Origin of the sequence: Micromonospora sp. NPDC005173 (assembly GCF_040608515.1) — a bacterium.
GTDB lineage: Bacteria > Actinomycetota > Actinomycetes > Mycobacteriales > Micromonosporaceae > Micromonospora.
In genome coordinates, this window is record NZ_JBEXIK010000043.1 from 42801 (window position 1) to 56799 (window position 13999).

Sequence of the window (13999 nt, forward strand, 5' to 3'; positions counted from 1 at the left end):
GTCGGCTCACCCTCCCCAGGGATCTTGAGCGCCAAAACTACGCCACTGTAGTCAGCGTCGGCGCCGCAGGGGCATCACCCGGACGGTCCACAACGGACGGTCTCAGAGTGCGGGGGTGAAGCTCTGCCGGATCATCGGCAAGTATGTCGCGTTGACCTGCCAGTCGAACTCTTTTGTCAACCACGAGACGGTGTAGGCGCGCCCGGCCGAGGTGTTGGTCAGCAGCCGGAAACTGTGCACCCGGTCGCCGGCCGCGTTCTCCCAGGCGCACTCCCAGATCGCGCCGCCCGCGAAGATGTCCAGCGCGGAGATGTCCACCTTGCGATAGCCCGGTAGCGCCTCGCCGCCGGTGAGCCGGGCCTCCTCGGCCTTCCAGTACGCCACCGGATCGGGTCGGGCCGGCCCAGCCTCGACGCTGAGCACCCGAGGGCCGTCGGGCTCCCGGAAGCAGGTCACCGCCTCCTCTGTCCAGCGCAGCCAGGTCACCGGCGCGGCGATCCGGAAGCCGGCCGGGTCGTCGTGCCAGGTCCAGCCCTCCACCAGCCGGTACCGTGCGCCAGCCGGCGGCGGCACCGACGGCACCGGGACGGCGGTCGGTGGCGGGGGCGTCGCGCAGGCGAACGCGGCCGGCCGGGGGGTGGTGACGCCGCCCCCGGAGCCGGACGGCGGCGTTCGTCCGTCGCCGCGATTCATCAGTGCAAGCGTGACGCCCACCGCGGCGAGCAGCGTGGTGACGGTGGCCGCACCGCCCAGGGCGAGCAGCCGCCGACGTCGGCGGCCGGGAAGGGGCGCCGGCCGGCGTCGCCGGCTCGCCGGGTCGGCGGGCTGGGCCGACTGGTCGATCAGAGCGGGCACGGCGGCGCGGCCTGCTTTGCGTACCGCCGCCACCGCCGCGGAACGGGCCGGCTCGGTGGGCTCGTCGTCGTCCGTCGCCGCGCTCCGCAGCAGCGGCTCCACCTCGGCGGCGGTCAACCGCCGCCAGGGGTCGCGCTGCAACAGCCCGGTGAGCGCGGGACGCAACGGCCCGGCACGGCGAATCGGGTCGGGCGGTTCGGTGGCCAGCGCGCTGAGCGTGGCCATCGCACTCGACCGGGCGTACGGCGAATGCCCCTCGACCGTCGCGTAGAGCGTCGCGCCCAGCGACCACAGGTCGGTACGCGGGTTCGACACCCCGTCGCGGGCCCGCTCCGGGGCGACGAACTGCGGTGAACCGAGCACCATGCCCGGCCCGGTCATCGCCCCGTCGCCGCCGTCGAAGGTAGCCAGCCCGAAGTCGGTGAGCACCACTCGACCGTCGTCGGCGACCAGCACGTTGTGCGGCTTCACGTCGCGGTGCAGCACCCCGGCGCTGTGCGCGGCCCGCAACGCGGCGAGCACGGCCAACCCGATCCGGGCGGTGCGCTGCGGGCTCAGCGGCCCCTCGTCGCCGATGATCTGCTGCACCGAGCGGGACGGCACGTACTCCATCACGATCCAGGGGCTCTCCCGGTCGTGCACGACGTCGTAGATGCGGACCACGTTGGGGTGGTTGAGCCGGGCGGCGGTGCGCGCCTCGCGGAGCGTCCGCAGCCGCAACTCCGCGCGTTCGGTCTCGGCCAGCCAGGACGGCGGCACGACCTCCTTCACGGCGACGTCGCGGTGCAGCATCTCGTCGCGGGCCAGCCACACCCGGCCCATCCCGCCGGTGCCGACCAGGTCGAGCAGCCGGTACCGACCCGCGATCAGCAACTGCTGCACGGCCGCTTCCCCTCGGTCACCCCGGGTTACACGATAGCCACCGACGCGGGTTTTCTCATCCGCTGAGCGGCCTCGATCCACGCCGGACGGTGGTCGGGAGCACGACCGTACGGTGCAGGTCAGCGGGGTGATCGGAAGCTGTTTCGCAACACTGTCCAGTCCGCGCCGGCGGCGGTCCAGTCCCGGTCGTCGGTGGTCCAGCCCAGCATCCAGCGACCGCCCCCGGCGGGTGGATCGACGACCTGTTGTCGGGCGTGCAGCCGGGCGCCGTACGGCGCGTCCCACCGGCACTCCCACTCCGCCCCGCCGCCGCTGGCGGCGAACCGGATCTCGTCGTAGCCCGGCAGTGCCCCGTCACCGGCCGCCGCGTCGCGGAGCGCCCGCAGCCGGGCCAGCGGATCCGCCGCGCCACCCTCGGCGACGCTGAACACCCGGCCGGTCGCCGGGTCCTGGAAGCAGGCCACCGCTCGGTCCCGGTAGTAGTGCCAGCTCGCCGGTACGGAGACCCGGAAGCCGGTGGTGTCGGCGTGCCAGACCCAGCCGTCCGGCGGGCGAAACTCCTCGCCGGGAGCCGGCGACCTGGCCGGCACCGGTGCGCCGACGATGTCCGGGCGGACGCACGGAAACGGGGGCGGGGGCAGGTCCCGCCCGCCCAACGGTGGGGGCCGGTTGCCGCCATCGCCGAACGGCCCGGCCGGGCCACCACCACCGGGCGCGCGGTCGGGGCCGCCACCGCCGGGCAAACGGTCCGGTGACGGCGTGGGGGTCGGCCGGCTGGCGGTCCCCGTCGGCTCGTCGCCGGTGACGGCCAGCGCGGTGCCGACGCCGGCGGCGGCCGCCACCAGCAACGCCGCGACGACCAGGCCCGCCCGGCGCGCCGCACGCCGCCCGGCCGGTCGGCCGAACGTCCGAGCCGGTGGGTCGGCGGTGACATCTCCGGCGACCGGCTCGTCCGGGGCGTTGGCCCCGGTGGCGGCGGGTACGTCGGGCTCGGACAGCCGGCTGGTGAGGTCCTGATCGGACAGGTCGGTGGACACGTCGGGCCGGTCGTCCGGGTCGGGCACCGGGTGCGGGCCGGTGACGCCGGTCGCGGCGGCCGTGAGCAACCGATGGGCCTCGTCGTGGTCGACGCGGTGGCGCGGGTCGCGGCACAGCAGCCCGGCGAGCACGGGCGCGAGCGATCCGGCGCGCGAGGCCGGGTCCGGCGGCCCGGTGGCCAACGCGCTCAGCGTGGCCATCGCGGTGCTGCGGGCGTACGGGGAGCGGCCCTCCACGGCGGCGTACAGGGTGGCCCCGAGTGACCACAGGTCGGCGGCCACGGTGGACACCCCCTCGGCGGCTCGCTCCGGGGCGACGTACTGCGGAGAGCCGAGCACCATGCCGGGGCGGGTCATCGCGCCGTCGCCGCCGTCGAAGGTGGCCAGCCCGAAGTCGGTGAGCATCACCCGCCCGTCGTGTGCCATGAGCACGTTCTGCGGCTTGATGTCGCGGTGCAGCACCCCGGCCGCGTGCGCGGCGTGCAGCGCGCCGAGCAGGGCCAGGCCGATCCGGGCCGTCCGGGCCGGCTCCAGTGGCCCCTCGTCGTCCAGCACGTCCTGCAGGGTGCGCGACGGGACGTACTCCATCACGATCCACGGGCTGCCCTCGACCGGGACGACGTCGTAGAGCCGGACCACGGCGGGATGGTTGAGCCGGGCCGCGGCGCGTGCCTCCCGTAGGGTGCGCGAGCGCAGCTCGGCCCGCTCGTGGTCGGCCAGCCAGCTCGGCGGCACGACCTCCTTGACCGCGACCTCGCGGTGCAACATCTCGTCGCGGGCCCGCCACACCCGGCCCATGCCCCCGCGGCCCACCAGGTCGAGGAGCCGGTACCGACCGGCGATCAGCACCTGTGCACACTGCTTCCTTGTCATTGCCTTCTGATGGGCAATGCGGATGTTTCGCTCTCCGCTCGGCGTACCGGGCTGGAGTCCGGGAGCGGCAGTCTGCTCCGGTGGCGATCGGCCCGCGCCTGGACGATCTGCCTCACCGCGCGATGCGGGGTGTGCAGGTTGATGTCGGGGTCACCATGTCGTCGCAGGACGTTGATCGCGGCGTTCACGTCGGCCTGCCACACCACCCCGCACGGCGTGCAGTGAAGCCGGTCCCCGGCGCGGCGGCCGAAACAGCCGCAGCGGTGACAGACTTGTGAGGTGTAGGCGGCGTTGACGTGCACGAGCGCAGAACCTCTGCGCTCCGACACATTCTTCAGCGCCTCCGCGGTGACTCCCTTGGTCCACGCGGCGAGACGCCGGTTGGTGTTCTTGCCGAGCTGCTTGCGCCCGGTGAACGTCTTGGTCAGGTCTTCGGCCACCACGACGGTGGCCTTGTCCACCACTTGGTGCACGGCGATGAAGATCTCCGTGCGCACCCGCGCCTGGTGACGGGCGGCCTGCCGGTCGCGCTTGAGCGTGCCGAGATTGTTCGTGGCGATCCGGTCGGCCTTCGCCCGGTCGCCGCGCCGGGCGGCGGTGTTGGCGATCGAGCGCAGTTTCGCCCGGCGGCGGTTTCGTTCCTTGATCCGGTCGGACTCGGCGGTCAACAGGTCGCCGAGGCGATCGCCGTGGTGGTTGCCGTCGGAGTCGGTCAGCGCCTCGGTGTAACCCTTGTCCACCCCGAGCGTCGCGGTGCCACACAGCCGCTGTGAGGTCTTCATGGTGGCGGCGTCGATCTGGTAGTGCATCTCCACCCGGCCGTCGCGCAGGATCAGCCGCAGCGTGCCCGTCGGGGCGACGGTGGTGTTCAACGGGATGCGGATCATCTGGCGCCGCACCAGGCCGGGTACGGCCAGCCACAACCGGCCGGCGTCGTCAGCCCGGGTATGGTGCTGATCGGCGCGCACCACGATCTGGTTATGGGTGTGGTTGTGCCCGCGCCGCCAGTGTGAGCGCATCTGCCGCGACAGGTACGGGTCATCGGCCCATCGGTCGGCCTTCAGCAGTCCAAACAGCCTCTTGCGTTGCGTCTGGTCGCCGGCGTGCCGTCGAACGGCCTGACGCCCCCGCGCTTTCGCCGCTTCCCGGGCCGCGGCGATATCGGCCATGGCGTCACGGACGGTTTCCTTCCACGCGTTGGCCAGCACCCCGAACTGGTGGTGGACGCCCTCAGCAAGCCACCGGTCGCGAACCTGCCGGTCCTTCAGCCCGGCCCCTGCGGTCGACCCGTACCGCTGCCACACCTCGATGCGGACCGCACCCAACCGCCGCGCCTGCTCAGCCAGCGCCTGATATTTCCCCGCGTTGAGGCGGTGCGAATAGGCGATCCGGGTCACCTTCACGACGACCCCCCGGTCACGTCCGCCGCCTTGAGCTTCTTAGCAAAGTCGCCTATCCGGTAGATGCTCCTCATGATGACCAACTCTAGAAAGAGCTTAAGCAATAACACCCGCCTAGAGTTCATTCTCTTCAGCCGCTGTCCCGGGTACACCCTAACCAGCGGATCGGGGGCCGCCTATAGGTCATCCGCTTAGCTTCAGCAGGCGGCGTGGTCGGCCGCGGCGAGCAGATTGCCCTCCGGGATGGCGATCCGGGTACGTTCGCCCGCCAGTCGGGCGGCGGCCCGTCGGGCCTGTAGCGGACCGTGCTCGCGACGGGCGGAGGCGTAGCTGGCGGCGGTGCGGGCCGCGATGGTGGCCCAGCCGTACCGCTCGCCGACCATTGTGCGGGCGCGCCGGGCCATCCGCCGGGCGAAGACCTCGTCGCCGAGCAGTTGGCCGACTGCCCCGGCGAGCGCGTCCGGGTCGCTGTGCGGGAACGTCACGCCGGTCACTCCGGACTCGACGATCTCGGCGAGCCCGCCGGTGCGGGCCACCGCGAGTGGCGCCCCGGCGGCCGCCGCCTCCAGCGCCACCATGCCGAAGGGTTCATAGAGGCTGGGCACCACGGTCGCGTCGGTGGCGCCGAGCACCGCCGGCAGTTGGGTGGCGTCGAGGAAGCCGGTGAAGCGGACGGTCGAGCAGAGCGCGAGCCGCCGGGCCTCCTCCTCCAGTTCGGGGCGGTACGGGCCGTCGCCGGCGATCACCACGCGCAGCCCGGGGTGCCGCTCGCGCAGCCGGGGCACCGCGTGCACCAGGTGTTGTACGCCCTTCTCGTAGACGAGCCGTCCGGCGTACCCGATCAGCGGGCCCTTTCCGGCGAAGCGTGCCCGGGCCGAGGCGACCGCGCGCGGTCGGGCGCGCCAGGCACGGTTGTCGACTCCGTTGGGCACCACGTCGACCTGCGCGGCCGGCAGGTCGAACAGGGCGGTCACCTGCTCGCGCATGTACCCCGAACAGGTGATCACCCGGGTGGATGAGGCGCTGAGCCAGTGCTCGACGCCGTGGATGGTGCGGTTCATCTCCTCCGGCAGCCAGCCCTGGTGCCGGCCGGCCTCGGTGGCGTGGATGGTGGTGACCAGGGGCAGGTCGAGGTGTTCGGCGAGGGTGATGGCGGTGTGGGCGACGAGCCAGTCGTGGGCGTGGATGACGTCGTAGGTGCCGGCTTCGGTGGCGCGCAGGGCGGTGCGGGTGAGGGTGTGGTTGAAGGCCATGGTCCAGGCCAGGAGGGAGCTGGTGGCCAGGGGGAAGATGACGGGGTCTTCGGGGGCGCGCAGGATGCGGACGCCGTCGGCGTACTCCTCGAGGGGTGCGCCGTCGGCGTGGCGGGTGACGACGGTGACGTCGTGGCCGGCGGCGGCGAGGGCGACGGAGAGGGCGTGGACGTGTCGGCCGAGGCCGCCGACGAGCACCGGTGGGTACTCCCAGGAGAGCATCAGCACCCGCAGCTGCCGGGCGGGGTGGATGTCGATCACGTGGGCGTCGGGTGACATTGCGGCCCCCTTTGAGTTGTCCCCGGGCGCGCGCCGACCGGCACCGGAGCCGGTGCCTGCCGTCGCGTCTGGATCTCCGACCCATCCTGCCGGGGTCGAGATAACCAGCGGAGACACCGCCGTTGCGGTCGTGTAAAGCGCTACTGGCCCTTTCGGCGCACCCGCAGCAGCTCGGCCACTGACCACGCCTGGAACGGGCAGCCGGTCGCGGCATGCGGCGCGAGGCCATCGGCCGTTTCGCTCACCGAGCCTAGCCCAAACTCGGTCAGATGCGCCTCAATACCGATGAAGACGTCATCGACCGACATCTTGCCCCGACGGCACGCGTCCACGTACGGGCCGAGCAGCCACGGCCAGACCGTGCCCTGGTGGTAGCCGCCGTCCCGCTCGGCCGGGCCACCCCGGTGCCGGCCCACGAACTCCGCCGAGTCCGGCGCGAGGCTGCGCGGCCCGAGCGGGGTCAGCAGCCCGGCCGCGACCCGGCGCAGCGTCGGCTCGTCCGGCTCCAACGGCGCGAACGGCAGCGACCAGGCCAGCAACTGGTTGGGGCGCAGCGCGTCGTCGTCGTGCAGGGCCGCCCCGCCCAGCGGGTACGCCGGCGCGGGCGCGTCCAGCACGTCGTGCAGCCAGCCCGTCGGGGTCGGGTAGCGGTCCCGGAACGAGGCGGTGGCCTGCCCGTGCCGTCGCCACAGCTCGCCCGCGTCCTGCCCGGCCAGCTCGGCCAGCTCGGCGAGCCCGGCCAACCCGTTGATCCACAGCGCGTTGACCTCGACCGGCTTGCCGGTACGCGGGGTGACCGGCACGCCGTACACCCGGGCGTCCATCCAGGTCAGCGCGGTGCCCGGGGCGCCCTGGGCGAGCAGCCCGTCGGCCGGGTCGACGCCGATGCCGTAGCGGGTGCCGGCCAGGTGCGCGTCGATGACCGTGCGCAGCGCCGGCAGCAGCTCGTCGCCGAGGTCGGTATCGCCGGTGATCGTGACGTGCCGGCTCACCGCGTGCAGGAACCACAGCGTGCCATCGACGGTGTTGTACTCCACCCGCCCGGTGTCGGCCGTGTTGGCGAGCATCCCCTCGGACAGCGTCGCCGCGTACGCCCGCAGCAGCTCCCGACCCTCCTCGGCGCGGCCGGTGCAAAGGAACAGCCCCTCGTACGAGATCATCGTGTCCCGCGACCAGGCGCCGAACCACGGGTACCCGGCCACCACGTCGATCGCCGCGCCGCCGCCGGGACGCACCACGAACGCGTCCGCGGCCAGCGCGAGCGTCGCCTGCACCGGGTCGGCCGGCTTCGCCGCGGCCACCACCTGCCGGTTACGCCGCCGTGCCGTCGCCACGATCTCCTCGGCCGGCGGCGGCTCCTCATCCAGCCGACCGGCCCAGGCCCGCACCGACACCGTGTCGCCGGGGCGCGCCAACTCGCCGGCGAAGCGTCCCGCATACCAGAGATCCTCGTCGGCGTGCAGGCCCCGGGTGGCCTCCTCGCGGTGGTGCACGCCCAGCCACCACTGCCCCTCCGGCGCCCAGCCCGGGCCGGCGAGCCGGTACGCCCCCTCGACGACCGCGCCGCCGGCCACCGGCTCGACCTGCGGCGTCGGGCCGTCGGCGCGCCGTTCGCCGTGCGCGTCGCGCCAGGTGCAGGCGGCCGAGAGCTCCAGCCGGACCGGCCCGCCGGCGACCAACCGGTGCACCACCGCCACGCAGGAGCGGCCGGGCAGCATGGCCAGCTCGCGCTCGATCACCACCGCGCCGATCCGCCACCGCCACCGGGGCAGCCCGCCGACCAGGTCGAAGCGCTCCAGCAGCTCGAAGCCGCGCGGGTCGACGTCGCCGGAGGACCACTCGTGCGCGCCGAGCCGGACCCGCGCGCCGGACGGCAGGGTGACCGCCGGGTCCAGGCTGACCAGCCCCACCCGACGGGACGCCGGGGTCTCGCCGGGCACCACCAGCAGACCGTGGTAGCGGCGGGTCCGCAGCCCACCGACGGTGCCCATGGCGTAACCGCCGATGCCGTCGGGCACCAGCCACTCCCGGCTGGCGGCGCTGGTCAGGTCGCCGCAGACCTGCGGGCCGAAGCGAATGTCGATCAACTTTCCTCCACCGGCGGCGGGGTGTAACACGCCACGACGAGAATGGCCGCTGTGGTCAAGTACCGCGGCGACGTCAAAGATGTGCACGTGATCACTGACCGATCGTCCTCCGACGCCTCGCCACCCGACGCTGAGCGGCTCCGGCTCGCTCAGGCCAACTCGGGGGAGCAGGACTGGCGCGCATGGGGGCCCTATCTGTCCGAACGGGCGTGGGGGACGGTACGGGAGGATTACAGCGAGCACGGTACGGCCTGGGACTACTTCCCGCATGACCACGCGCGGTCCAGAGCCTACCGGTGGAATGAAGACGGGATGGCTGGCGTCTGCGACGACCGGCAGACCTTCGCCTTCGCCCTCGCGCTGTGGAACGGCACGGACCCGATCCTCAAGGAGCGGATGTTCGGCCTCGGCGGTGACGGCGGCAACCACGGTGAGGACGTCAAGGAGTACTGGTGGTACGAGGACTCCACGCCCACCCACTCCTGGATGCGCTGGCGCTACCACTACCCGCAGGCCGCCTTCCCGTACGACGAACTGGTCGCGGTGAACGCGCTGCGCGGCCGGGACGACACCGAGTACGAGCTGGTCGACACCGGGATCTTCGACGACGACCGGTACTGGGCGGTGACCGTCGACTACGCCAAGGCGTCCCCCACCGACCTGTGCATGGTGGTGACCGTGGCCAACCGGGGCGACCGGGCGGCCACCCTACACGTGCTGCCCAGCCTGTGGTTCCGCAACACCTGGGCCTGGGGGCTGCCCGGCGGTGACCGGATTCCCCGGCTGACCGGTGAGGGCGCGAGGCTGGTCGGCGAGCACCGGGTGTTCGGCCAACTGCTGCTGGAGGGCGACGGCGACCCCGTGCCGCTGCTCTGCGACAACGACACCAACGCCGAACGGCTCTGGGGCCTGCCCGGCCGCTCCCGCTACCCGAAGGACGGCATCAACGACCACGTGGTCAACGGCGCGGCGACGGTCAACCCGGCGGGGGAGGGCACCAAGGGGGCGCTGCACTACGTACTCGATGTGCCGGCCGGCGGTCAGCGCCAGATCCGGCTGCGCCTGACCCGCACCGCGTCGCCGCCGGCCGCCGCGCCGCCGCCCCGCGCGGATCTTGGCGACGGCTTCGAGGCGGTGGTGTGGGCGCGGCGGGCCGAGGCGAACCGCTTCTTCGCCAGCGTGATCCCGGAGGCCGCCACTCCCGACGAGGCGCTGGTGGCGCGGCAGGCCATCGCCGGGCTGATGTGGGGCAAGCAGTTCTACCATTTCGACGTCAAGCGCTGGCTGGACGGCGATCCGGGCTCGACGCCGCCGCCGGCCGGACGCCGGCACGGGCGCAACAGTGCCTGGTGGCACATGACCAGCTTCGACGTCATCTCCATGCCCGACCCGTGGGAATATCCCTGGTACGCGGCCTGGGACCTGGCCTTCCACTGCGTGAGCATCGCGCGGGTCGACCCGGGCTTCGCCAAGGAGCAACTGCTGCTCCTGCTGCGCGAGTGGTACCTGCACCCCAACGGGCAGATCCCGGCGTACGAGTGGGCGTTCGGTGACGTGAACCCGCCGGTGCACGCCTGGGCGGCGCTCAAGGTGTTCGAGATCGACGGCGGCCGGGACTACGAGTTCCTGGCCCGGGTGATGCACAAGCTGCTGCTCAACTTCACCTGGTGGGTCAACCGCAAGGACACCGGCGGCAACAACGTCTTCGAGGGCGGCTTCCTCGGGCTGGACAACGTCGGGCCGTTCGACCGGTCGGCGGCGCTGCCGGTGGCCGGTGTGCTGGAGCAGTCCGACGGCACCGGCTGGATGGCCATGTACGCGCTGAACCTGCTGGACATGGCGATCGTGCTGGCCGAGCACGACCGGACCTGGGTGGACACCGCCACCAAGTTCTTCGAACACTTCGCGTACATCGCCGCCGCCGCGTACGAGCAGGGGCTGTGGGACGACGAGGACGCCTTCTTCTACGACGTGCTGCGGCTCGCTGACGGCACGAAGGTGCCGTTGAAGGTCCGCTCGGTGGTCGGACTGCTGCCGTTGGCCGCCACCACCCGACTCACCGCCCGGACCCTGCACCGGCTGCCGGAGCTGGGGGCGCGGCTGCGCTGGTTCCTCACCAACCGCCCGGAGTACGCCGAGGTGATCGGCACCCGCCGGCTGGGCCCGGACGGCCGCCAGCAGCGGCTGCTGTCCATGGTCGGTCCGGAGCAGGTCGTCCGGCTGCTGGCCCGGATGCTCGACCCCGACGAGTTCCTGTCCGACTTCGGCCTGCGCACACTGTCCCGCGCCCACCTGGACAAGCCGTTCTCGGTCACCCTCGGCGGGCAGGAGTTCTGCGTCGGCTACGAGCCGGCCGAGTCGACCAGTGGGCTGTTCGGCGGCAACTCGAACTGGCGCGGCCCGATCTGGATGCCGACGAACTTCCTGCTGATCAGCGCACTGCGCGACTACGCGGCGTTCTTCGGCGACGACCTTCAGGTGGAGTATCCGACCCGCTCCGGGGTGAAGCGCACGCTGGACGAGATCGCCGACGACCTCTCCGCCCGGCTGATCTCGCTGTTCACCCAGGACGACTGGGGTCGACGGCCGATCTACGGCGCGTGCCGGATCTTCCAGACCCATCCCGACTGGCGGGACCTGATCGCCTTCCCGGAGTACTTCCACGGCGACAACGGGGCCGGGCTGGGCGCCTGGCACCAGACCGGCTGGACCGCCCTGGTCGCCGACCTGATCCTCACGCTGCGCCGCTGACCCCACCGCCGCCGGGCGGCCCGGCGTACGCCGGCGGCATGATCGTGCTCGATCCATGATGTAGTGGCATCCCGACGCCCCGAGGCCACTGGATCCTGGATCGAGCACGATCTTGCGGGTCGCTCAGCCTTGTGCGACCTTACTCGTCAGCCGTTGAAGGATTCGGGTCCGAATCGTCCCCAGGCCACGTAGGCGGCCAGGGCGAGATAGGCCAGGTTCAGCGCAATGAACGCGCCGTCGCCATTGCGGAGATGGGTGATCATCGCGCCGACCATCAGCGCAACCCAGCAGACGGCGGTCACCGGCACCAGCACCGGTGCGATGTCGAGCACGGCCGGCAGGATCAGACCGACCGCAGCCAGGAGTTCGAGGACCCCGAGGGTCTTCACGAAGCCGACGCTGGCGTGCTCGGTCCACCCTCCGCCGGGGGCCTCGGCCAGTTTCTCCTTGGGCACGAAAGTCTTGCTGATGCCGCCAACCAGGGCGACTATGGCCAGCAGTCCGGCAGCGACCCACAGAGTGACGTTCATGAGGTTTCTCCTCGCAGGGTTGTCGGCGACTCTGGTCTCGAAGTCAGCGTCGCCATCGGCTCGGGCAGGAGATGCCGCCGGCTCGATTCCTGTGACAGCTCGGCCAGGTGACGCCCGTCACAAGCGCCTGTTGTCACCGAAACCAGCGGAGCGGTGTCTTGTGAGCGACGCAGCCGAGATCGAGGACAGGAGCCGCCGGTGGCCAGCACATTCCGGAACCCGGGAGCGCAGTCATGAGCGCGGATCCGGGTACCGAAGCATTCGTCACCCACCGCAACCTGCTCTTCACCGTCGCCTACGAGATGCTCGGCTCGGCCGCCGACGCCGAGGACGTCCTCCAGGAGACCTGGCTGCGGTGGGCGGACATCGATCTTGAGACGGTGCGGGACCAGCGCGCATACCTGGTCCGGATCGCCACCCGCCAGTCGCTCAACCGGCTGCGTACGCTCGGCCGCCGCAAGGAGTCCTACGTCGGCTCCTGGCTGCCCGAGCCGCTGCTGACCACGCCCGACGTCGCCGACGACGTCGAGTTGGCCGAGAACGTCTCGATGGCGATGCTGCTGGTGCTGGAGACGCTCGCCCCGACCGAGCGGGCGGTGTTCGTACTACGCGAGGTGTTCGATCTGGCCTACGACGAGATCGCCGAAGCCGTCGACAAGAGCCCGGCGGCGGTCCGTCAGATCGCCCACCGGGCACGAGTACATGTCGCCGCGCGCCGGCCGCGCGGGGTTGTTTCGCCGGCCGAGGCCCGGGGTGCGCTTGAGGCGTTCCAGCGGGCGGTCGAGACCGGCGACATGCAGAGCCTGCTCGACATCCTCGCGCCGGATGTCGTGCTCATGGGTGACGGTGGCGGAGTCAAACAAGCGCTGCTGCGGCCCGTCACGGGGGCCGGCAAGGTCGCCCGGCTGCTGGTCACCAGGAAGGTCAGGATCGCGGCCATGTCGATACAGCCGGCCGAGGTCAACGGCTACCCGGCGCTGGTCCTCCGGCTCGACGGCGAGATCGACACGGTCGTGGCGCTACGCATCGACGACGGCCTCATCACGGGGCTCTACGCTGTGCGCAATCCCGAGAAGCTGTCGCATATGCAGCGGGAGACCGCCCTGCACCGCTGAATCCGTGGCCCGCATGACTGGTGGTGCCATCGGGTCGTCAGCGGGCCGACCCGAGCAGGCGGCGCCACCATGCGGGGCGGGTGTGCCCGTCGCCTGGTGCGGACGGTCCTGGGATGCTTCGAACCTCTTGGGCGGCTGGCTGGCCGGACTCGGGCTGCCCGTGCTCGCCTTCCTGGCTCGGCGGGACCTGCCGCTGTTCCTGGTCGAGGCTGTCGCGACGCCGCGGCCCGCCGAGTTCCGCTACCCCCTGCGCCGCCGCCGCCAATGCCGCCGTCGTATATCCCGGCGTCGTGCCCGGTTCGGCTTCGGCCGACGGGTCGCGCTTCAGGACATCTACCGCGTGCCCGTAGCAACCCTGGAGCACAATGTCGTTCTGGAGCACGCGGATCAGGTCGAGGGGCCCCTCGCACCGCTGGTCATCGTCGGCCGCCTGCGCGCACTGGCAGCGCCGCCCCTGCCAGGCCTCGATGTCCTCGACGGCGGGGGCGGCGGCCTTCTGCGCCTCCCGACTCTCGGCAAGATCAATCAAGAACTGCGGACCCTCGGCCCCCACGGCGAGGTCCCGTCCACCCACCCGCTGACACAACAGCCAGGTCACGTCGTCCGTACCGTGGAAATTGGGGTCCAGCCTCCGTTGCGCGGCCCGGCCGGGGACCAGCGCATAGGTGGCAAACCAGACCTGCGGGCGTACGACGACCGGCCGGTGATCCTCTCCAGCGACGGTCAGGGCTGGCGTCACGCTGATGCTGGCGCCGAAGGTGTAGTCCACATCCCGTTACCTTTCAGTGAGCAAACGTGACTCCTGATTGGCAGTCGTCCGTTGCCGGGCGACGTTGACCGGTTGAGCCGGTCTAGACGCTTCACGGCCCGCCGCCCCGCCTGCGCATGCAGGTCTTACGGGTCTTACGTGGGCTCCACGTCCTGTTTTTGCGTCGCC

The 13999-nt window shown here is 71.9% G+C and carries 9 protein-coding genes; 2 read left to right on the forward strand and 7 right to left on the reverse strand.

The features are described 5' to 3' along the window. Positions 1-102: 102 nt before the first annotated feature. From ABZV00_RS30655 to ABZV00_RS30675, 5 genes are all read right to left on the reverse strand, one after another. On the reverse strand, positions 103-1737 hold the full coding sequence (locus tag ABZV00_RS30655) for a serine/threonine-protein kinase (protein ID WP_355612586.1): 1635 nt from the start codon (positions 1735-1737) through the stop codon (positions 103-105). A 119-nt stretch (positions 1738-1856) separates the two neighbouring features. Beyond that, positions 1857-3647, reverse strand: a complete 1791-nt coding sequence (locus tag ABZV00_RS30660; protein ID WP_355612589.1) for a serine/threonine-protein kinase — start codon at positions 3645-3647, stop codon at positions 1857-1859. Continuing rightward, complete coding sequence (locus ABZV00_RS30665; RefSeq protein WP_355612592.1) at positions 3644-4855, reverse strand: transposase; 1212 nt, start codon at positions 4853-4855, stop codon at positions 3644-3646. The genes ABZV00_RS30660 and ABZV00_RS30665 overlap by 4 nt, the downstream gene beginning before the upstream one ends. A gap of 389 nt (positions 4856-5244) precedes the next feature. Continuing rightward, positions 5245-6579 carry a glycosyltransferase family 4 protein gene (locus tag ABZV00_RS30670; RefSeq protein ID WP_355612595.1) on the reverse strand — a complete coding sequence of 445 codons (1335 nt, stop codon included), beginning with the start codon at positions 6577-6579 and terminating at the stop codon, positions 5245-5247. Between the two features lie 140 nt (positions 6580-6719). Next, entirely contained in the window at positions 6720-8666 is a 1947-nt protein-coding gene (locus ABZV00_RS30675) for an amylo-alpha-1,6-glucosidase (protein ID WP_355612598.1), read from the reverse strand. A 42-nt stretch (positions 8667-8708) separates the two neighbouring features. On the opposite strand from ABZV00_RS30675, the gene ABZV00_RS30680 reads away from it, so the two are divergent. Beyond that, positions 8709-11417, forward strand: a complete 2709-nt coding sequence (locus tag ABZV00_RS30680; RefSeq protein ID WP_355612601.1) for a glucosidase — start codon at positions 8709-8711, stop codon at positions 11415-11417. Positions 11418-11563: 146 nt separating this feature from the next. On the opposite strand, the gene ABZV00_RS30685 is transcribed toward ABZV00_RS30680, so the two are convergent. Continuing rightward, positions 11564-11947 carry a DoxX family protein gene (locus ABZV00_RS30685; RefSeq protein WP_355612604.1) on the reverse strand — a complete coding sequence of 128 codons (384 nt, stop codon included), beginning with the start codon at positions 11945-11947 and terminating at the stop codon, positions 11564-11566. Positions 11948-12180: 233 nt separating this feature from the next. Here ABZV00_RS30685 and ABZV00_RS30690 point away from each other — a divergent pair, with 233 nt between their 5' ends. Then, a complete protein-coding gene (locus ABZV00_RS30690; RefSeq protein WP_355612607.1) occupies positions 12181-13062 on the forward strand; it encodes an RNA polymerase sigma-70 factor in 882 nt (293 codons plus the stop codon). A gap of 37 nt (positions 13063-13099) precedes the next feature. On the opposite strand, the gene ABZV00_RS30695 is transcribed toward ABZV00_RS30690, so the two are convergent. After that, positions 13100-13831 carry a hypothetical protein gene (locus ABZV00_RS30695; RefSeq protein ID WP_355612610.1) on the reverse strand — a complete coding sequence of 244 codons (732 nt, stop codon included), beginning with the start codon at positions 13829-13831 and terminating at the stop codon, positions 13100-13102. Between the last annotated feature and the right edge of the window lie 168 nt (positions 13832-13999).

Coding starts and splice junctions, on each gene's coding strand:
- ABZV00_RS30690 (WP_355612607.1), top strand. CDS start 12,181: ATGAGCGCGGATCCGGGTACCGAAGCATTCGTCACCCACCGCAACCTG.
- ABZV00_RS30660 (WP_355612589.1), bottom strand. CDS start 3,647: ATGACAAGGAAGCAGTGTGCACAGGTGCTGATCGCCGGTCGGTACCGG.
- ABZV00_RS30685 (WP_355612604.1), bottom strand. CDS start 11,947: ATGAACGTCACTCTGTGGGTCGCTGCCGGACTGCTGGCCATAGTCGCC.
- ABZV00_RS30670 (WP_355612595.1), bottom strand. CDS start 6,579: ATGTCACCCGACGCCCACGTGATCGACATCCACCCCGCCCGGCAGCTG.
- ABZV00_RS30680 (WP_355612601.1), top strand. CDS start 8,709: ATGGCCGCTGTGGTCAAGTACCGCGGCGACGTCAAAGATGTGCACGTG.